Genomic DNA, 19162 nt, shown 5'->3' with positions numbered 1-19162 from the left:
CCGGGAATCGCACCGGCGGGGGCTTCTTCGTGTGCTCGGTCGCCGGTCCTAACGGCCGTGCCGGCGTCGGCTCACGGGGGTCGCCCCCGGAATCGTCGCCAGCACGTCGGGTCGCGTCTCGGTGCGCGGCAGCGGCGGAACGCGGTCGTTCGCCGCGCACTGGTATGGACTGGCGCGGTAATAGAATGTGATGGTTGTCGATGGATCGACCTTTACTCCGGGGTTCGGGTCCATGTCGTAGACGACGCAGTTTCGCTCTCCGGGCTGCGGGTCGGTTCCCACGCCTTCCGAGTTCGGGAAACCGTAACCTTGCAGCGTCCATCGCGCGCCATGCGAATCGGTACCGATCAGATTCGGCACCGGGGTTCCGCCTTCACCGGGATCGTCTTCACCGTCGTCTCCGCCGTCGCCTCCACCGGGATTCGGCTCCTCACCTTGACCTGGAGGCGGGTCGGACTTGTCATCCGTCGGCTCCTCGCCCGGCTTCTTCGTGGCATCGTCCGTCGAGGACCCGCCGGGATCCGAGGAGCCGTCGTCGCCCGGTTCGACCGTGTCATCGACGGTCACCCCGTTCCCCTCCGCGCTCGGGGGAGCGACGAAGTCGCTCGGCTTCCACATGAGGAACACGAGGGCGAGCGCCGTGATCGCGGCCATCGCGATAGTCGCTCGGGGTCGCCGATCGGGTGGGGTCGGCAGGGACTCGGCCTGCGTGATGGATTCGGTGTCGAGATTCGCGACCGCCTTGTCCCGCGCGTCCGTCCTCCGGCGGAAGTGGGGCGTATCGGCTGTCGGGTCGGGCGTGGGGCGCTGCTGGGTGCTGTCCCAGTCGTCACGCGCCAGCCGACATGCCCGCCCGAAGTCCTCCATGGTGGCCCACCGGTCGTCGGCGTTCTTTCGCAGCGCCTTGAGGACGACGTCCGCGATCGGCTCGGGAATGTCGTCCGGAAGCGGCGGGGGAGGTTTCGTCAGATGCCCGGACATGACCATCTGCGGATTCACGGACGCGAACGGCGTGCGCCCGGTGAGACACTCGTAGGCGACGACGCCGAGCGAGTAGACGTCCGTCGTGGGTCGCGGATCGTCCTCATCGGTCAGTTGCTCCGGTGAGGAGTACGCGAGGGTGCCCATGACCTTGCCGGTGTCCGTCAGCCCGGCTTCGCCTGCGGCGCGGGCGATCCCGAAGTCGATCAACTTGACGGCCCCGGACGAGGTGATGAGGATGTTGGCGGGCTTCACGTCGCGGTGCACGATCCCGGCGTCGTGCGCGGCGGCCAGACCGACGGTGACGCCGTCGATGACGCGCATCGTCTCGGACGGCGACAGTTTGCCCTGCTCGTCGAGGATCGTCGACAGTGACTTCCCCTTGACGAACTCCATGACCAGATAGGACCTTGCTCCGTGTCGCCCCTTCTCACGACCGAAGTCGAACAACGCCGTCACGTTCGGGGAACGGATGGACGCCACCAGTTCGGCCTCGGACGCGAACCGGGCCTGGAACTTCTCGTCGTTGGAAAGGTTGGGGTGCAGAAGCTTGACCGCGACGTCGCGCTTCAGTCGGAGGTCGCGGCCCTTCCACACGTCGCCCATTCCGCCCGCGGCGATCCTGCTCTTGAGCCGGTACCGGTCGGCAACGACATCCTTATCCATGGGAACGCCACTTTCTCGATGCACTTCGGATCGAACGCGACGACCCCGTGTCTACAATCGTCCGTCGACCTATGGACCCTTTGTATCCATTGAATCGTAGGCATCGGTATCGGTCAACTGCGAAGAGTGATCGATTGCGGCGGCGGAACCACCGTGGAGGCCGCTGCCCCACCGAGCCGACGCACGGGCACGAGACTCGAAAGTCACTGTGGCGCTGGCGAACCCGGCCGCGCTCGCCTTGGTACGGCGGCGGTCGTCGGTTGCGTACGCCGCCCCACCAAGCCGAGTTGCCGGGCCGGTTCAGCAGTGACGGGCGTGCGCGTGCCGGGACGCGCTCATGCGACTTCGGCCCGGTAACCGGCGGTGTCTATGGCGGCGATGACGGCGGTGGGGTCGATCGGCTCGCTGCTGCCGAGTCGCAGCACCTCCGTGTCGAGGTCGACGCTGACGTCTCGGAATCCCGGCAGGAGGCGCACCTCCTCCGTGATCGTGAGGACGCAGGTCTCGCAGGCCATCCCGCTGACGCGGTACTCGGCGACGTGGACGGTCATGTCGACTCCGGCAGCTGGGTCTGGTTGATGCGGGCGATGCGTCCGTCCTCGGCGATGCGCCCGAGCGACAGGACCGAGATGTTCACCTCGTGGCCGGCGCGGGTCGTCGCTCGAAGGTCGTGCACGGCGGCGAAGTCACGGCCGGTGACCAGCGTCCGGCGTACGACCACCTCGGCGGAGACCGTGTTCCGGCGGACGGGGTGGGCATGGGCGATCAGGCGCTCCCGACTCCACACCCGACCGTCGACCGTCATGTCGAAGCCGGGCGCGTGGTAGCGGTCGATGACGGTCGCGGGATCGTCCGTGCCGAACACGAGGTCGTTCGAGTAGTCGGTCAGATAGCCGTGTACGTCCACATGATTTCCGATCGCTAACTTTGACAGTGGTGTCAAAGTTATCTCGGATGGCTAATCTTGACAAGATGTCAAAGTTGCCTTCTTCGCCCCGGCGGCGAGGGGACGCCGTGCGCAGCGCCGCCGCGATCCTCGACGCGGCCGTCGACTTGCTCGCCGAGCGCCCCGACGTGAGCGTGGAGGAGATCGCGACCGCCTCGGGCGTGAGTCGGCAGACCGTGTACGCGCACTACCCGTCGCGTCGGGCGCTGCTGTTCGCCGCCGCCGAACGGATGACCACGGATGTAATGGCGGCCTTGGATTCCGCCGAACCGGAGGCGGGCCCGGCGGACGCGGCGCTGCTTCGCACGATCGACGCGCTGTGGGTCCGCGCGAACGTCTACGGCAAGGCGCTGCGGGAGGCGATCGCTCGGCTGCCCGTCGAGGACACCGCCGCCCTGCACGATCCGTTGGGCGCACGGTTGACCGCGCTCATCGAACGGGGCCAGGGGGACGGAACCTTCTCTCCCGACGTCGACGCGAACTGGCTGCTCGCCAGCACCGTCGCCCTCAGCCACCTCGCGGCACAGGAAGCCCTTCCGTCGACCGGTGACCGGGCGCCCGAACCCCTGAGAGACAGCCTGTTGCGTCTCTACGGCGCGCACCCTGGCCGACTTCGCTGAAACGCGGTGCGGACGTTCACGGGAACCGGGGGTGTCGGGTACTGGTTCGGCGGTGCCCCAACGGCTTCACCCGTGGGGGCCTCCAATCCTCCGCCCCATGCTCACGAGCGTAGCCGGGTGCCAGGCGTGGGCGTCAAGCTTGGTTTCGCGAGCCTGTGGACAACCGCCGGATTGTGGAAAATCCACAATGGATGGTAAGTCGTAGTCGGGGTCGGCCGGTCGCGGTGCTGATCGAGTCCTCCGCACGTACGGACGCGCCAACGGACGGCCGGAGCGCAGTGCCCACACGGTCGTCACCGACGGAAGGCGGCGGCTGTGCCGCGTTTCGCCGAGGCCGTGGGGCCGTGCGAGGTCACGGCGATCGGGGTGTCGAGCCGACCGGAGACCTCGGCGAGCCATGCGTCCGTTGAGGATGGTGCGTCGTGGAGCACCGGCGTGACCGCGCTCAGCGTTTCGGTGAGGCGAGCCTGGCGGTCCAGGTCGTGGGACTCCGGTGGAGTCGGCCTCCACGCGGCCCCGCTCGGGGTCCGGTACTCGTCACAGATTCCGAGGCGTGGGGCGTCGAGTGCCGCGTTCCGGGCCACGACGTCGAGGTGGGTCACCGCGAGGGCGTCGACGCCGCCGGTCGCGTCGAGCGCGTACCGGTGGGCGACCGCGTCGAAGTGCCCGACGCGGAAGGCGCCCTGCCAGAGCCCGGTTCCGTTGTGGGGTTCCGGAAGCGACGCGGCGAGCGTCGCGTCCTCGGTCGGGAGCGGCCCGGCGCCGTGCCGGGTCGTGTAGGTCCGCAGGACGCCGAGCCGGAGCGACCGGTGCCCGTGTTCGGCGAGTATGGACAGGGCGTTGGCGGTCGTGGTCGTCGACCACGTGGTGTACGGGTGGAAACCGGCCCACTCGTCCAGGAGCACACCTTGGGCGCCCTCGAAGACGACCGGGCCGCGGTCGAGCAGGCCGCCGATGTGTCCACCATCGACGATCCGGGTCGCGTCGGCGAACAACGCGAGCACCTCCATGACGTCGTCCACATTCGGCACGTCGACGGGAGTCGGCTTCGGGTCGGTCGGCTCGGCGGTCGGCCCGTCCCAGTCGGTCGTCCCGACACGAGCGGCGAGCGCGCGAAGCTTGCGGCGCAGCACTTGCGGGCGGCGGCAGTCGCCGACGGTCGGGGCGTCGTCCGGGTGCGCGAGCGCGTAGCGGGCGGTCTCTCCGATGCCCATGCCGCACGAGCCGTGGCGGGCCGTTCCGCGCGCCAGCTCCCGCGCCTGGTTCGCGGCGCGGTGCCACGGCGTGGTGAGCAGGGCCCGCTCGTCGACGGTGAGCCGGTCGAAGACGTCGCCGACACCGACGGACGCGAGATGCGCGGCCTCCCCGACGAGCGCGAACGGGTCGACCAGCACGGTGTGGGCGAGATGCGTTGGCACGCCGGGCACGAAGGAACCGGCGCCGAACTGCGCGAAGGTGTGGTGTCGGCCGTCATCGGTGACGACGTTGTGGGCGGCTTGGGCACCACCGTTGAACCGGATGACGGCGGAACGTTCGCCGTTCCGGCACAGCCAGTCCACGATGGTGCCCTTGCCGGCATCGCCGAAGCCGAGGTCGACGACGATGACGTGTTCGTCTCTCACAGTCGCCGAGCCCCACCGGGGACGCCGAGCGAGCCGTCGGTGTCGAGCCCTGCGGGGGCGACGGCGACGGTACGGCTCGAAGCCAACGGCGCCAGCGCTTTACCGACGACCTCTGTCGAGTCGAAGCCGACGTCGACGAGGTCGGCGAGCCCTTCGGCGAGGTCGATGGCGTCCTCGTTGAGGCCGATGGTCAGCGCGATCGTCTCGCAGACGGCCGCGAGGTCGTCGAGGACGATCACGTTCTGGCCGAACAGTGAACGCCAGAACTTCGTGATCTGTGGGTCGCGGGCGTGGTAGGCGTCGCCGGGGACGATGTAGTACACCTCGAACTTGGCGCGTAGTTCGGCGACGATCTCGGTGAGGGGGATGTCGTCGGTGATCTCGTCGCCGATGACGGCACGGACCTCGTCGGCTTTGACGTGGCCGTAGGCCATCTCGTCGCCGAGGAGGAACAGGTAGCCGCGTCGTCCGCGTTTCTCCAGGCAGTCCATGGCGGTGTGCCGAGCCAGGAAGTACATGGCGAGTTCGTAGGATTCGGTTCGCTGGCCTCCGCCGCCGCCTTCGAGGAAGATGTTCCCGAGGTCGTCGTCCATCCGATTGTCCGATTCGAACTGTCCGACTTGGAGCGGGACGCGGTCGCATGTGGCGTCGCCGACGCCGCCGAACATGATCTGCGGATGGGCGAGGTATCCCTTGCGCAGCAGCAGACCGAACAGTCCGGGCAGTTTCGTCTGGAGGGTGCGGGGGATCGAACCCATAGATCCGGTGACGTCGAAGATGACGCTGATGGCCTGCGACGTGGGGTGTTCGTCGCTGTCGCGGCTTTCACGGATGTTCGCGCGCGCCGGGTCGAGGCTGTCGTGGACGTGCCACTTGTCTCGGCTCGTGCCCGACAGCGAGTCGCTGTAGGCGAAGGCGCTCGTTCCGGTGCGCGCACGGTACGCCTTGGCGGCACCGTACACATTGGTCGACCAGGCTCCACTTCCCATGGTGGGTCTCCTTCTCTTGAGATTTTTCGTTAGTTGACGGTCATCTTGAATGGACGGAACTTTCGCGGCCCCCACAGCCGATCTAGGATCTCGTCCAGTTCGGACAGGAGCTCCCAGGCGTCGGGGGGTCGGCGGTTCGGGGCGGTGTGGGCGCATCCGCGTGCGAAGTCCCGCAGTCGATCGGGGATTCGCGCGCCGATGAGATCCGTCATGCAGGTGGTGGCCATGGCGATGTCGAGCGACGGCTGGGCCGGGGCGCGGTCGAACACCTCCCGTGGATAGGCGGCGGTCGCGCGTTCGACGACCGCGGAGAGGGGCTTGCCGATGGCGACCGCGTAGTACCAGTTGGACAGGATGAGGCCGTGCTCCTCGGGGTGGATGAGGACGTGCTCGGGCAGGATCGCGCCGTGCACGATTCCCGCGCGGTGCGTGTGCCCGAGCGCGACGAGCAGGCGTCGCCACATCCATGCCACGTCCCGTGGATCGAGGCCGTCGGGGCGGCTCGAGGCGACGGCGCGCAGCGACACGAAACCGTGCAGGCGCGGCAGGACGTTTCCGCACCGCTCCGTGCCGGTGTCCTTGTCGCGCAGGCGAATCGTCGCGGCGGGCCGGGGAACGTACGCCTTGAAGCGGGGGTCTCCCTGTTTGGCGATCCGGTCGAGGGCTTCGGCCTCGGCTCTGATCAGGTCGTTGTCGGCCGGGTCGCGCGCGAGTCGCAGCTCGACGCGGGAACGCCCGGCATCGTCGTGGAGCGGATAGCAGGCGGCGATGTCGTCGTGCCGGGGTACGCGTCCCAGCCGGTAGGTCGACCCGCCGACGCTGACGGTGCCGTGTGTGTCGTCGCGGAAGTCCTGCCACAGCCGATTGAGTTTGGCGAACACCTCGTGGGCTGCCGCGGAGCTCGCGGCGTCGACCGTGTCGGGGTGCAGGAGTTTGACGAGCGCCAGGTAACGGTGCCGCCCGTTGGAACCATCGGATGTGCGGTGCCCGAACAGATCGGTGGGGTCGCTCGCGGCCGTCACGGACGCGACGGCTTCGGTGAAGGTCTTCGACGGCATCGGCTGTCTCCTGTCTGGTTCGGTGGGCGGGTCAGGCCTCGGTGGACGACGGGTCTTCGGGTGTCGTGCGCAGCAGCGCCGGATGCAGGAGGTTCGCGTCGCCGGCGCGGTACAGGCGGGCCCGGCGGCCGCCCTTCCCCCCGCCGGCCGCCGTCACCCGTCCACAGTCGATGACGAAGCCGGGTACGGACTGCACCTTCCGCTGGAAGTTCGCCGCGTGCAGGGGCTCATTCCACAATGCCTCATAGATCTCCCGCAGCTGGGTGATCGTGAACTCGCCGGGCAGGAAGGACGTCGCGATCGGGGTGTACTCGAGCTTCGCCCGCGCGCGCTCCACGGCGTCGGCGAGGATGACGGCGTGGTCGAACGCGAGCGGCAGCGGCTCCGCAGCGCCGCCGAAACCCATGTCCGCCAGCCGAATCCATTCGGCTCCCGCCGCGTCGGAGCCGGACTTCGGTTCCGGCAGGCCCGCCGCGAGCGCGAGGTACGCGACCGAGATGACGCGCATGCGCGGGTCTCGGTCGGGGGTGCCGTAGGTGCCGAGTTGTTCGAGGTGCGGGCCGTCGGTCAGGTGCGTCTCTTCGGCCAGTTCGCGCAGGGCCGCGTCGGCGAGGTCCTCGTCGGGTTGCACGAAGCCGCCGGGCAGTGCCCAGGCGCCCTTGTACGGCGCCTCCCCACGACGGATCAGCAGCACGTGGGGCTGTTGGTCGCGAATGGTCAACGCCACGATGTCGACGGTGACCGCCATCGGCGGGTAGTCGTGTGGGTTGTAGTCGGGCTTTTCCTCGGCGGTCACCGGCACTCCTGTTTAACTCAGATTGAGTAAATCTCATAATGAGTAAAACACATGACCTGGGCAGAGCGCAACCCCGGTCCCCGATCGATTTCGCGAAGTCGGGAAACCGTTGCGGGGCCGGGGTTGTCGTGTCCGTCAGTGCCGGGCGGGCTCGTCGGGGNGGCGCGCCCCNACGATGACGACCGCCGTCGCGGCGGCGACGAGGCCGACATGTGCCAGGGGCATCGGCGGCTGGGATGTCGTGAGAACGTTTAGAGCCCCGGCGAGTCCGGTATGGAGCGCCGCGCCCGCGACCACCATGGCGAGGGCGACGGCGCGATCGAGGCGTCGCACGAACAGTGCGATGAGCAGGACGCCGCCGAGCAGCGCGTTGTCCACGCCCAATTGTCCGGGATGGACGTTCGCCATCGGACGGAACAGGACGATTGACTGAGTGACGGCCAGCGCGATGAGCGCGGTGACGAGCGCGCCGCTCGTCCTCCGTCGAAGGCCGAAGCGTTCGCGAGTCGTGCGTCCGCCGAGGACGATGACGGCGACGGTTCCGATGATCGCGCACGCCGCGAGATGGCCCATCGGGTACTGCGCACCCGGTGCCGCTTCACCCCGGACCCAAGTGGACCACAGTGGCACGAGTGCGGTGACGAGCGCCCAGGTGAGGGAGCCGATCGTCACCAGCGTGAGGACATGGCCGATGCGGACTCCCGCCCACATGAGACATACGCTGGCGACGACCGCGATCACGTGTGGCAGCGGCGCCAGCGTGACGTCGGGATACGGGGTCGCGACGAGGAGGAGGCTGGCGCTGAACAGGGATGCCAGCAGCGATTTGGTGATGATGGGTGCGAGCGCGAGCGGTTCGGCCGGAGGTTTCGATGGCGTCGCCGCCCCCGGTGAGATCGGGCCGGCGCCGGATGATTCATCCTGTATCGACGGTTCCCGTGCCGTTGGATCGTGATGGTGAGTCAAGGTACCTCCCGTGATACCGGGGCGCCGCTCGATCGAGGGCACCCGGCCTCACGGTATGCGGCCCCCGCAACGCGATCCGCCGACTTTCCGGACGCGATCCCCCTCCCCATGGGCATGGGCTGGCGGGACCCCGCGACGATCACCGCATCGATCGCCGTTGGCGCGCAACGGCGAGATCGATCCACTAGACGCTTTGGATGGTCGTGGCAACGTGACCGCGAGGCTTCGAGTCTATTGTGGAGCATTGAGGAAAGAGGGCGTGCCGAGGTCGATGCCAGGGCTCGCATCCGGTCGCGACAGTCGTCCTTTATGGACTCGGCTGGCGATCGCCGTGCGCGGAGTCGAATGGCGCCTTTCGAGGACGGCTCGCCGTGGGAGATCGTCCGTCTTAGGTTGCGCGACGACAAGGTCCGAGCCCTCGGAATCGTCAGCGTGGGCGGGAGTGGAACCAGGCCGCCGCCGTCTTGTTCCACAGTAGGACTATCCCGGTGACCGGCATCGCTGTGACGACCGCGCAGATCGTGACCATCGCGGGCCGCGAGAGCACCCGGAAGTGATCGTCCGTCGTCGCGGTCGCGTACATGACGAGCGCCCACACCGTGGCGGCCGCGATGAGGGCCATCGCCGCGATCGCGCCGAGACGCCCGACTTCGCGACGCAGGATGGTCAAGAGCGCCACGGCGGCCAGGACGATGGCGCTCACGACGAGGACGCCCACGGTCGCGGGGTTCATCATCATGGAACCGGTCAGCGTCAACAGGATCGGCAGGACCGCGTACACCATGGCGATGCCCGCCATGCCGCACAACAGGATGGTCGCCGCGATGACGCGCTTCGGTCGCCGCGTGACGACGGCCGCGTCGACGGCTCGGCGCGTTTCGGTGTCCGCCGGTCGGGTCCGGTCCTCGGTCATGACTTTCTCCTCCCGTTGCGTGCACTGTGGATTATCACGTGCTCCGGGCACCACGATACGAAACGCGTGCAAAGAGATCCGGTCGCGCGGCTATCGGGTCGAGATGGTCAGGACCGGCTTGCTGGTGGACGCGAAGAAGTCGTTGCCCTTGTCGTCGACGACGATGAACGCGGGGAAGTCGACGACGTCGATCTTCCAGATCGCCTCCATCCCCAGTTCGGGGTATTCGAGTACCTCGACGGATTTGATGCAGTCTTGGGCGAGGCGGGCGGCGGGGCCGCCGATCGAACCGAGGTAGAAACCGCCGTGAGTGTCACAGGCGTCGGTCACCTGCTTGGAGCGGTTTCCCTTGGCGAGCATCACCATCGAGCCGCCCGCGGCCTGGAATTTTTCCACATAGGAGTCCATGCGGCCGGCGGTGGTAGGTCCGAAGGAACCCGACGCGTACCCTTCCGGCGTCTTCGCGGGGCCCGCGTAGTAGACCGCGTGGTCACGCAGGTACGACGGCATCGGCTCCCCCGCGTCGAGACGCTCGGCGATCTTCGCGTGCGCGATGTCGCGGGCGACGACGAGCGGCCCGGACAGGGACAGTCGCGTCTTGACCGGGTACCGCGACAGCTCGGCGCGGATCTCGTCCATCGGCCGGTTGAGGTCGATCTGCACGACGTCGGAGCCGACATCGGCGTCCGTCGTCTCCGGCAGGTACTTCGCCGGGTCGGTCTCCAACTGCTCCAGAAACAGCCCGTCGGCCGTGATCTTGCCGAGCATCTGGCGGTCGGCGGAGCACGACACGGCGATCGCGACGGGGCAGGAGGCGCCGTGCCGAGGCAGGCGGACGACGCGGACGTCGTGGCAGAAGTACTTCCCACCGAACTGGGCGCCGATACCGAACTTGCGGGTCAGCTCCAGGACCTGCTTCTCCAACTCCAGATCACGGAAACCGTGCCCGGACTCGGAACCCTCCGTCGGCAGGGTGTCGAGGTAGTGCGCGGAGGCGTACTTCGCCGTCTTCAACGCGAACTCGGCGCTCGTGCCGCCGACCACGATCGCGAGGTGGTAGGGCGGGCAGGCGGCCGTCCCCAGCGCGCGGAGTTTCTCCTCCAGGAACCGCATCATCGCCGTGGGGTTGAGCACGGCCTTCGTCTCCTGGTAAAGGAACGACTTGTTGGCGCTGCCGCCGCCCTTCGCCATGAACAGGAACTTGTACGCGTCATCGCCCTCGGCGTACAGCTCGATCTGCGCGGGCAGGTTCGTCCCCGTGTTCTTCTCGTCCCACATGGACAGTGGGGCGAGCTGGGAGTACCGCAGGTTCAGATCCCGGTACGCCTGCCAGACGCCGCGCGCGAGGTGCGCCGAGTCGTTCCCGTCGGTGAGGACGTGCCGTCCCCGCTTGCCCATGACGATCGCGGTGCCGGTGTCCTGGCACATCGGGAGGACGCCCCCGGCCGCGATGTTCGCGTTCTTCAACAGGTCCAGGGCCACGAACTTGTCGTTGTTCGACGCCTCCGGGTCATCCATGATGGACGCCAACTGGCGCAGGTGATCCGGTCGCAGCAGGTGCGAGATGTCCCGCATGGCCTCGGCGGTGAGACGGGTCAGGGCCTCTGGCGCGACCGTCAGGAGTCGCCGGCCACCCGCCTCGATCACCTCGACGCCCTCGTCACCGATCTTGCGGTACGGGGTGTCGTCGGCACCGAGCGGGAGCAGGTCGGTGTAGGCGAAGTCAGCTGTCACAACCACCACGATAACCGTCGGCCGAGACCCACTCGCCCCGCCTCACACGCCGTGACCGCGCCGACCCCGTCGTCCGACGGACCGCGTCGAGTCACGGCGGTGTTCGAGTGCCTTCGTCGACACGAAGATCACGCCAAGCGAGGCGCCCCAAGGCTTCCCGCGCCCGTCACGTCTGCGGGGCGAGGGGGCCGTCTCCCTGCCGGGTGGGCACCCGCCTCGACGTCGGCGCGTCCCTGCCACCTTTGACGGCGTCGAACCGGAAGACACCGACCGTCTCGCGAACGCGCCCACTCGCCGAGGACCCACGCCCAGCGGTCCCAGCGCTCCGACCTTGATGAGACGGACATCCGAGCGCCTCGGCGCGGCCGGACCTCCCGCCTGGAGCCCTCACGGGGCCGACCCGCCCCGACGTTCGCCACCACCGTGGCGGCCCGCCCCGACGACGAGCCGGGGCCGGTCACGATGAATCTCCCCACGTGAGAGGGTGCGGCGCCGAGTGGCAAGATCGGCGACTATGAGTGCATCAACGTTGATCACCGTCGCCCCGACCGGTGCCGAATCCAGCAAGCAGGACGTGCCCGCCCTGCCCGTCACCCTCGACGAACTCGTGGCCGAGGCGGTTGCGTGCGAGGCGGCCGGGGCGTCCGTCATCCACGTGCACATCCGCGACGACGAGGCGAAGCCGACCCTCGACCTGGGCCGACTCACCGCCACCGTCGAAGCGTTGCGCTCCAACACGAACCTGATCGTCCAACTGTCGAGCGGCGGCGCCGTCACCGACCCCGAGGAGCACCGCCTCCGCGTGCTCGAAGCCGCTCCCGACATGGCGTCCTGCACGATGGGCACCGTCAACTTCGGCGACGACGTCTTCATGAACCGGTCGGCGTTCATCGTCGAACTGCACCAGCGCATGCGCGACCGCCGGATCGTGCCCGAGTACGAGATCTTCGACCTCGGCCACCTCGTGTCACTCGCCCGCCTCCTCGACAAGCACGGCCTCCCGTTCGGCGGGCACGTCCACGTCGACTTCGTGCTCGGAGTTCCCGGCGGGGCGGCCGCCGACGCCGAGACCGTCACCGCGTTCGCCGACGCCGCCCGCCGGTACCTCCCCGCCGACGCGACGTTCTCCGCCACCGGAATCGGGCGCGGCACCCTGCCCGTCATGTTCACCGCGCTCGCCGCCGGGGGCCACCTGCGGGTCGGCATGGAGGACACGACCTCGTACGCCCGCCGTCAACCCGTCGAGAGCAACGCGCAGCTCGTGCGCCGAGCGTCCGAGGCCGCGGCGCTCGCCCAGCGCCCCGCGATGACCATTGCGGACGCTCGCGATCTCCTAGGTATCCGCTCCTGACGGGCCGCGTCAGGACATCGTGGACCGTTGTCGGGGGCGTCCGTCGCCGGGACTTGGTGACAGGCGTCCCATCGGATGTCCCGACTCCCCGCCATCATCCGCACAAAAAGTCGCCGTCACGTTGCGCACAATCGCTCGCTTTCATGGTCGCCGGGACGATACTTTCTCAACGTGAACGAGAGTTATCGTGGCGGCGAACCGGTCGCGGACGTGGTGCGATCCGGCTTTACCGAAGGCATCCACCGCGGCAGCGTCGTGGTCCTCGACGCCTCCGGGAGTATCCGCAATCAATTGGGCGACATCGAATCCCCGATCTTCCCGCGCTCGGCGAACAAGCCGATGCAATCGGTCGGCGCGTTGCGGTCGGGATTGACGTTCACCGACGACGCCGACCTGGCGATCGCGACCGCGAGCCACCGTGGCGAGCCCTTCCACATTGAACGGGTCCGCCGCATCCTGCGCGACGCGCGACTGTCCGAATCAGACCTCCAGTGCCCGGCGGACCTGCCCTCGGACGCCGACGCGCGCGACGCCGTGCTCGCGGCCGGAGGCGGCCCGAGCCCGATCATGATGAACTGCTCCGGTAAACACGCCGCGATGCTCCTCACCTGCCTCAACGCCGGCTGGTCCACCGACGACTACCTCGACCCCGAGCATCCGCTGCAGGTCGCCAACCGCGAGGCCGTCATCGACCTGGCAGGCACCCAGATCGGGGCCACGGGAATCGACGGCTGCGGCGCTCCGCTCTTCGCGGTTCCCCTGTTGAATCTCGCCCTGGCGTTCCAGCGTTTCGTCGACGCCGAACCCGGCAGTCACGAACGCGCCATCGCCGACGCGATGCGGGCCCACCCGGAACTCGTCTCGGGCACCCACGGCAGTGACACCCAGCTGATGCGCGCCGTCCCGGGCCTGTTGTCGAAGGGCGGGGCCGAGGGCATCGCCGCGATCGCGGTACCCGGCGTCGGCGCCGTCGCGGTGAAGATCGACGACGGCCAGCACCGCGCGGCGGTCCCGGTCGCAGTCGCCGCGCTGCGCACGCTCGATCTGTCCGGGTTGGACGTCGACGAGGAGAGCCTCGACGAACTCGCGGAGACTCCGCTGCTCGGCGGCGGCGAGCCCGTCGGCGCGGTCGTCCCGCTGTGGCCCGAGGATTAACGCCCCTCGCGCGCTGCCGGATCGGCACCGCGCCAACGGCCCTCGTCCGGTCCACCACCAGCGGAGTCGAGGCAGACCACTAGCGAAGTCAAGTCAGACCTCCAGCGGGTCAAGCCACACCCCCGGCGGAGTTGAGGCACACCACCGGATTCGACATGGCTCCGAACTTCCGACCACCCGGCCCGTCCGTCCATTCCGCTTGGTTGGTCAAACGTCCGGCTTGGTTGGTCAAATGTCGGAATCAGGCGCGTTTTCGCAATTTGCCCAACCAAGCGGAACTTTTAGCCAACCAAGCGGGGAGTGGGACCGGAAGGCCCGAGGAACGCGTTGAGGGCGTCGAGGAACCGGTCGGGCGCCACCTCGTGAACCCGGTGGCCGACCGCGATGGTCCTCACCCGGACGTGGGGGATCAGCGCCGCCGCCTCGTGCATGCGTTCCTGCTTCGGGTTCAGGTTCTCGTCCGCGCCCACGAAGACGAGCGTCGGCACGTCGATGTCCGCCAGACGATCCCAGTAGGCGGGGTCCGGGTCGTTGAAGTCGGCGTACAGGCCGTGGACGACGGCGTCCCAGTCGACGCCGGTCGTGCCGTCGGGGCACTTCGGTGGGTAGATGGTCGGGAGCCCCGGCCGAATGACGGTGGGCTCCTCCAACACGAGCGCCGCCAACCAATCCGGGCGCTGCTGCGCGGCCAACAGAACGGTGGCACCGCCGATGGAGTGCCCGACCAGCACCACCGACGACAGACCGAGCGCGCGCACGAACGCGTCCACGTCGGCGGCGAGCAGCCCGAAGGAGTACTCGGCCGGCCAACTACTCTGCCCGTGGCCGCGCGGGTCGGGGGGGCATAGACCCGGTAGTCGTCGGCCAGCACGTCCATGACCGGAGCCCAGTTCTGGGCATTGAGACTGCCTCCGTGGACGAGGACCATCGGTGGGGCGTCGACGGGGCCGTCCATCAGGCAGGAGATGGTGATGCCGTTGCCGTCGAGCTGTCGCCGTTCACGCATGCGCGTCAGCGTAGGGACGGCCTCCGAAACCGCATGTGTTCCTGTGTGGACCGTCAGTCGCGCGTCGGTTGGCCCAGGTTTCGGACGCGGTCGGTGTGACGTTGTTGCAGGTCTCGATTTCGGGTGAGAAAGTCGATGATGAGGCGCAACTCGTCGGCGGAGTAGTCGTCGATCATGGCGTTCGCGTCGGTGAGCAGGGGTTCCCAGATCCGCCGGGTGAGACGGCGGACCGTGTCGGTGGCGCGGATGACGAGTTTGCGTCGGTCGTTCGGGTCGGGCGCCCGGGTCAGGTAGTCCTGTTTCGACAATCGGTCCAGCATCGCGGTGACGCTGCCGCTGGTGAGTCCGAGCTCGTCGGCGAGCTCGCGGGGTGTCGCGCCGTCCCGGCCGAGCAGGATCTCGAGGCACCGCAGGTCGGTTCGGTTGACGCGCAGCTGGACGGCGACGGTGGCGTCGAAGTCGTCGACGGCCGACTGCTGCGCCTGGATCGCCGCGCCGAGATCATGGCGCAGCTCACTGATTTTTTTGCTTGACATTCAAGTATCTTTGCTCTCAAGATTAATATGACTTGATAATCAAGATACCTGATCTTCGAGCGAATCGCGACGCGGTTCGCTCCGGAAAACCGGGAGCTCACATGTCCACCACACCTTTTCGCGTCCTCGTCGTCGGCGGCGGCACGGGCGGGCTGTGCCTCGCTCACGGCCTCGTCCGCGCCGGGATCGAGGTCGCCGTATTCGAGCGCGACCACCACCGCGCCGACGGACTGCACGGCTACCGCGTCGGCATCAACGCCGACGGGAGCCGTGCGCTGGCCGAGTGCCTGTCCGCAGAGCTGTACGACACCTTCGTCGCGACCTGTGCCCGCGCGCCCCGATACCTGAACGTCTACACCGAGCGCTTGACGACCACCGCGTCGTTCCCGTTGCCGGTGCCGGACGACCCGATCGACAGCGAGAAGTCGGTGTCGCGCATGACTTTGCGCCAGGTGCTCCTCACCGACCTCGACGACGTCATCCACTATGGTAAGAAGTTCGTCGGCTATGACCGTCTCGAGGGCGAGCGCGTCACTGCGAGGTTCGCCGACGGCACCAGCGAGACCGGCGACCTGCTCGTCGGCGCGGACGGAACGAACTCCGCCGTGCGTCGTCAGCTGCTGCCGCACGCGACGGTGCGGGACTCCGGTGTCGTCGCGATCGCCGCGAAGGTTCCCGTCACGCCGGAGACCAGGGCGCTGATCCCGGACGAGGCGTATCAGGGCATATCGATGGTCTTCGCCCCCAAGGGCCGGTTCTGCATCCTCCACTCGATGGAGTTCAAATGGGACGGAGCCGGGGCGGTGAAGGTCGGTGTCGGCGCCTCGGACACGGCGCTCATCGAACGTTGGCCCGGTCTCCTCTTCGACAACACGCGGGACTACCTGAACTGGGGTCTGTCGGCCGCCGCGACCGCGTTCCCTCCGGACGTCATGCGTATGCGCGGGCGGGAACTCATCGACGTGGCTCTGGCGATGACACCCGGTTGGCACCCGAAGCTGCGGCGGCTGTTCGAGCTCGCCGATCCCGGCAGCGTCTTCCCCGTGGCGATCCGCACCTCCGAACCGGTCGACTCGCTGCCGCCCGGGCCCGTGACGCTGCTCGGGGACGCCATTCACACGATGACGCCGGGGCAGGGCGTCGGCGCGAACACCGCGTTGATGGACGCCGCCGACCTGTGCCGCCGTCTGGTGGAGGCCCGCGACGGCGAGCGCACCTTGCTGGACGCCACCTCCGCCTACGAGGCCGAGATGCTGCCGCGCGGCTTTAGCAGGGTCGCGGAATCGTTGGCGCAGAACGGGACCAACGGTGACGCCGCGATTCACAGGCCGATCGTCGGGCGGATCGTCCTGGCGTTCGTCCGTGGCTTCTTCCGGGCGCATCACCGTGTTCCGGCGCTGCGCCGCAAGTTCGTCGCCGACCTGCTCACCGATCGCGGTCACGACCGAGCCGACCGGCGCGAGTAGGGGTCGTCAGGCCGGGTTGCGCACCGGCAGGCGTAGCAGCGGGACGCGCGCCGACAGCAGGTCGACGACCGGCCCGAGCAGGAAGATCACCGCGATCGTGCCGGGGCCGACGTCCGCGCCGAGCAGCCAACCGATCGCGGCGCCGCCGCCCTGTAGAACGCTGTAGCTCCAACGGAACGCCACGGGCGGGTCGAACGCGAGCGCGGCGGCCTCCGTCGGCCCGGCACCCGTGTCGGTGGCGAGATACCCGGCGACGCCGAGGGCGAGGATCGGGAAGGCCAACACCAGCAGCGCGATCCGGACCCAGAGGTTCTCCGACATCGGGAGCAGCAGCATCGCGTCGACGGTCAGACCGACGACGACGGGCTGGGCGATCGTGCCGATTCCCGGGGTGACTCCGCGCGTCCAGGCGAGCCCGACGAAGACGATCGCGACGGCCACGCTGACGACGGTGAAGGGAAGACCCGAGGTCATCGTCAGTCCGTTGAGGAGTGTCGAATAGCCGTCGGAGCCGAGCCCCGCGAGGAGGAGGACCCCAACGCCGACACCGAGAACCGCGCACGAGATGACGAGTTGGGCGAGACGTCGGGTCATCGCTCGATCCTATGAACGCGCACGCCGGAATCGCCCGGACAGAGGTGGTTCTCACAGTGCCGCATCGGCTCCGCGACACCGTTCGCGCGACCGTGACGTCGTGCGGCGCCCCCACCACGTCGGTGTTTGCCGTATCGGCAACAGAATTTGCGGATACGAGGTGAGGCTCGCATGGTTGGGTCGGAGGTGATCAAGATGATCGAAGAACTGAACGAACACTACGACGTCGTCGTCATCGGGGGCGGAGCCGCCGGATTGAACGGGGCGTTGATGCTCGCCCGCGCTCGGCGTTCCGTCGCCGTGATCGACGCCGGTTCTCCGCGCAACGCGCCCGCCGAGGGCGTCCACGGGCTGCTCGGTCGGGAGGGAATGCCGCCCGGCGAACTGCTGGAACGCGGACGCGGCGAAGTCCGGGGCTATGGCGGCCAGGTCGTTCCCGGAGAGGTCGATGTCGTGGCCAGGGACGGCGACGACTTCGACGTGACGCTCGTCGACGGCCGTCGCACGAGGGCTCGCCGACTGCTCGTGACGTCCGGGGTCGTCGACGAACTGCCCGACATCGCGGGTCTGCGCGAGCACTGGGGCATCGACGTCGTCCACTGCCCCTACTGCCACGGTTGGGAGATACGAGACCAGGCGATCGGGGTGTTGGCGCTGGGGCCGCTCGCCGTCCACCAGGCGCTGATGTTCCGCCAATGGAGCGACGACGTCGTGTTCCTCACGCACACGGCACCGCCCCCGACCGTCGAGGACGTCGAGCGCCTCGCCGCGCGTGGCATTCCCGTCGTCAACGGTGAGGTCGTCGGCCTCGAGGTGGACGACGGGCGGCTTTCCGGTGTGCGGCTTCGGGACGGGCGCGTCATCGCCCGCAGCGCCGTCGCGGCGGCTCCCCGTACGACCGTTCGCGGGGCCTTCCTGGACGGCCTCGGCTTGCGACCGGTGGAGCATCCGGCGGGCGTCGGGAACTTCATCCCGTCCGACGCCGGCGGCGGGAGCGACGTGCCGGGTGTGTGGGTGGCCGGAAACATCACGGAGCCGATGTCGCAGGTCGGCGCGTCAGCCGCGGCCGGGGCGATGGCCGGCGCGCAGATCAACGCCGATCTCATCAACGAGGAGGTGCGGCTCGCGGTGGAGGCCGCGCGTGACCCGTTCTCCGCAAAGGCCGCGCGTGACCCGTTCACCGCCGACGCCGAGTCGATCGTGAGCGGTCGCGCGGCGAGCGCTCGACGCACGGTGTCTGAACGGCCGCAACGAGAGTAGCGACGGACCGGGCGACCTGCGTTCGCCATCGCCGGTCCCTGACCGCAGACCCGGCCGCCGCCCACTATCGATGCCCGTCGATCGGAGAACGGCAGATCGGCGGGCGGTGGCCAGGCCGGTTCGAGACGTGGTGGATCGGTCGGGGCGCTGGGCAGAGGCTCGCGGGTGCCAGTGCCAGTGCCAGTGCCAGTGCCAGTGCCAGTGCCAGTGCCAGTGCCAGTGCCAGGCCGGTACCGGTATCGGTATCGGGGCCAGTGCTGGGCCGGTGTCGGGCCGGGGCCAGTGTCGGGCCGGTGTCGGCATCGGGGCCGGCGCCGCCGATGCGGGATGGGTGGCAGTTGCAGTCGCAGTGACGAATGGGCATCGGCACGCGAAAGGCGCTTCGCGATCGAGCCGTCCGTCCACTCCGCTTGGTTGGTTAAACGTCTCGCTTGGTTGGGCAAATGTTCGAAACAGGCGTGTTTTCGCAATTTGCCCAACCAAGCGGAACTTTTGCCCAACCA

General features: G+C 68.5%; 17 protein-coding genes. 5 read left to right on the top strand and 12 right to left on the bottom strand.

Features of this window, described 5'->3' with window-relative positions:
• Positions 1–48: 48 nt before the first annotated feature.
• From ACM9NP_RS11540 to ACM9NP_RS11530, 3 genes are all read right to left on the bottom strand, one after another.
• Complete coding sequence (locus ACM9NP_RS11540) at positions 49–1647, bottom strand: serine/threonine-protein kinase (protein WP_415646656.1); 1599 nt, start codon at positions 1645–1647, stop codon at positions 49–51.
• A gap of 335 nt (positions 1648–1982) precedes the next feature.
• Positions 1983–2198 carry a heavy-metal-associated domain-containing protein gene (locus ACM9NP_RS11535; protein ID WP_415646655.1) on the bottom strand — a complete coding sequence of 72 codons (216 nt, stop codon included), beginning with the start codon at positions 2196–2198 and terminating at the stop codon, positions 1983–1985.
• Positions 2195–2554 (bottom strand): hypothetical protein, encoded by a 360-nt coding sequence (locus ACM9NP_RS11530; RefSeq protein WP_415646654.1) that lies wholly within the window; start codon positions 2552–2554, stop codon positions 2195–2197. Before ACM9NP_RS11530 ends, ACM9NP_RS11535 begins: the two co-directional genes overlap by 4 nt.
• Before the next feature lie 107 nt (positions 2555–2661).
• Between ACM9NP_RS11530 and ACM9NP_RS11525 the strand changes: the two genes are divergently transcribed.
• A complete protein-coding gene (locus ACM9NP_RS11525; RefSeq protein WP_415646653.1) occupies positions 2662–3213 on the top strand; it encodes a TetR/AcrR family transcriptional regulator in 552 nt (183 codons plus the stop codon).
• Between the two features lie 293 nt (positions 3214–3506).
• On the opposite strand, the gene ACM9NP_RS11520 is transcribed toward ACM9NP_RS11525, so the two are convergent.
• The 6 genes from ACM9NP_RS11520 to ACM9NP_RS11495 all read right to left on the bottom strand — a co-directional run bounded on the left by ACM9NP_RS11520 (position 3507) and on the right by ACM9NP_RS11495 (position 11291).
• Positions 3507–4835, bottom strand: coding sequence for an adenylosuccinate synthetase (locus ACM9NP_RS11520; RefSeq protein WP_415646652.1), 1329 nt, complete (start codon positions 4833–4835; stop codon positions 3507–3509).
• Positions 4832–5824, bottom strand: a complete 993-nt coding sequence (locus ACM9NP_RS11515; RefSeq protein ID WP_415646651.1) for a hypothetical protein — start codon at positions 5822–5824, stop codon at positions 4832–4834. The genes ACM9NP_RS11520 and ACM9NP_RS11515 overlap by 4 nt, the downstream gene beginning before the upstream one ends.
• A gap of 29 nt (positions 5825–5853) precedes the next feature.
• On the bottom strand, positions 5854–6882 hold the full coding sequence (locus ACM9NP_RS11510; RefSeq protein WP_415646650.1) for a molecular chaperone DnaJ: 1029 nt from the start codon (positions 6880–6882) through the stop codon (positions 5854–5856).
• 31 nt (positions 6883–6913) lie between these two features.
• Positions 6914–7630 (bottom strand): NUDIX hydrolase, encoded by a 717-nt coding sequence (locus tag ACM9NP_RS11505; RefSeq protein ID WP_415646710.1) that lies wholly within the window; start codon positions 7628–7630, stop codon positions 6914–6916.
• A 1441-nt stretch (positions 7631–9071) separates the two neighbouring features.
• Positions 9072–9557, bottom strand: a complete 486-nt coding sequence (locus ACM9NP_RS11500) for a hypothetical protein (RefSeq protein WP_415646649.1) — start codon at positions 9555–9557, stop codon at positions 9072–9074.
• A 90-nt stretch (positions 9558–9647) separates the two neighbouring features.
• Complete coding sequence (locus ACM9NP_RS11495; protein ID WP_415646648.1) at positions 9648–11291, bottom strand: fumarate hydratase; 1644 nt, start codon at positions 11289–11291, stop codon at positions 9648–9650.
• A 514-nt stretch (positions 11292–11805) separates the two neighbouring features.
• On the opposite strand from ACM9NP_RS11495, the gene ACM9NP_RS11490 reads away from it, so the two are divergent.
• Both ACM9NP_RS11490 and ACM9NP_RS11485 read left to right on the top strand, forming a co-directional pair.
• On the top strand, positions 11806–12642 hold the full coding sequence (locus ACM9NP_RS11490) for a beta-keto acid cleavage family enzyme (protein WP_415646647.1): 837 nt from the start codon (positions 11806–11808) through the stop codon (positions 12640–12642).
• A 171-nt stretch (positions 12643–12813) separates the two neighbouring features.
• Complete coding sequence (locus tag ACM9NP_RS11485) at positions 12814–13797, top strand: asparaginase (RefSeq protein ID WP_415646646.1); 984 nt, start codon at positions 12814–12816, stop codon at positions 13795–13797.
• Positions 13798–14078: 281 nt separating this feature from the next.
• Here the strand turns inward: ACM9NP_RS11485 and ACM9NP_RS11480 are convergent, their stop codons facing one another.
• The gene (locus ACM9NP_RS11480; protein ID WP_415646709.1) at positions 14079–14687 is read right to left on the bottom strand and encodes an alpha/beta fold hydrolase; all 609 of its coding nucleotides are present in this window, start codon (positions 14685–14687) and stop codon (positions 14079–14081) included.
• Positions 14688–14856: 169 nt separating this feature from the next.
• Complete coding sequence (locus ACM9NP_RS11475; RefSeq protein WP_415646645.1) at positions 14857–15339, bottom strand: MarR family winged helix-turn-helix transcriptional regulator; 483 nt, start codon at positions 15337–15339, stop codon at positions 14857–14859.
• A 101-nt stretch (positions 15340–15440) separates the two neighbouring features.
• Here ACM9NP_RS11475 and ACM9NP_RS11470 point away from each other — a divergent pair, with 101 nt between their 5' ends.
• Entirely contained in the window at positions 15441–16805 is a 1365-nt protein-coding gene (locus tag ACM9NP_RS11470; RefSeq protein ID WP_415646644.1) for an FAD-dependent oxidoreductase, read from the top strand.
• A gap of 6 nt (positions 16806–16811) precedes the next feature.
• Here the strand turns inward: ACM9NP_RS11470 and ACM9NP_RS11465 are convergent, their stop codons facing one another.
• Positions 16812–17399: a hypothetical protein gene (locus tag ACM9NP_RS11465; RefSeq protein ID WP_415646643.1), complete on the bottom strand. Its 588-nt coding sequence runs from the start codon at positions 17397–17399 to the stop codon at positions 16812–16814.
• Between the two features lie 195 nt (positions 17400–17594).
• Between ACM9NP_RS11465 and ACM9NP_RS11460 the strand changes: the two genes are divergently transcribed.
• Positions 17595–18659, top strand: coding sequence for an NAD(P)/FAD-dependent oxidoreductase (locus tag ACM9NP_RS11460; protein ID WP_415646642.1), 1065 nt, complete (start codon positions 17595–17597; stop codon positions 18657–18659).
• Positions 18660–19162 lie beyond the last annotated feature (503 nt).

Source organism: Stackebrandtia soli (assembly GCF_965137155.1).
GTDB lineage: Bacteria > Actinomycetota > Actinomycetes > Mycobacteriales > Micromonosporaceae > Stackebrandtia > Stackebrandtia soli.
The sequence above is the reverse complement of the archived record's forward strand: the minus strand, read 5'-3'. Positions and strand labels throughout refer to the sequence as shown.

Bases quoted from the DNA above. Each gene is read 5' to 3' on its own strand.
- ACM9NP_RS11540 (WP_415646656.1), bottom strand. From the start codon at position 1,647: ATGGATAAGGATGTCGTTGCCGACCGGTACCGGCTCAAGAGCAGGATC.
- ACM9NP_RS11535 (WP_415646655.1), bottom strand. From the start codon at position 2,198: ATGACCGTCCACGTCGCCGAGTACCGCGTCAGCGGGATGGCCTGCGAG.
- ACM9NP_RS11515 (WP_415646651.1), bottom strand. From the start codon at position 5,824: ATGGGAAGTGGAGCCTGGTCGACCAATGTGTACGGTGCCGCCAAGGCG.
- ACM9NP_RS11510 (WP_415646650.1), bottom strand. From the start codon at position 6,882: ATGCCGTCGAAGACCTTCACCGAAGCCGTCGCGTCCGTGACGGCCGCG.
- ACM9NP_RS11505 (WP_415646710.1), bottom strand. From the start codon at position 7,630: ATGGCGGTCACCGTCGACATCGTGGCGTTGACCATTCGCGACCAACAG.
- ACM9NP_RS11500 (WP_415646649.1), bottom strand. From the start codon at position 9,557: ATGACCGAGGACCGGACCCGACCGGCGGACACCGAAACGCGCCGAGCC.
- ACM9NP_RS11490 (WP_415646647.1), top strand. From the start codon at position 11,806: ATGAGTGCATCAACGTTGATCACCGTCGCCCCGACCGGTGCCGAATCC.
- ACM9NP_RS11475 (WP_415646645.1), bottom strand. From the start codon at position 15,339: ATGTCAAGCAAAAAAATCAGTGAGCTGCGCCATGATCTCGGCGCGGCG.
- ACM9NP_RS11470 (WP_415646644.1), top strand. From the start codon at position 15,441: ATGTCCACCACACCTTTTCGCGTCCTCGTCGTCGGCGGCGGCACGGGC.
- ACM9NP_RS11465 (WP_415646643.1), bottom strand. From the start codon at position 17,399: ATGACCCGACGTCTCGCCCAACTCGTCATCTCGTGCGCGGTTCTCGGT.
- ACM9NP_RS11460 (WP_415646642.1), top strand. From the start codon at position 17,595: ATGATCGAAGAACTGAACGAACACTACGACGTCGTCGTCATCGGGGGC.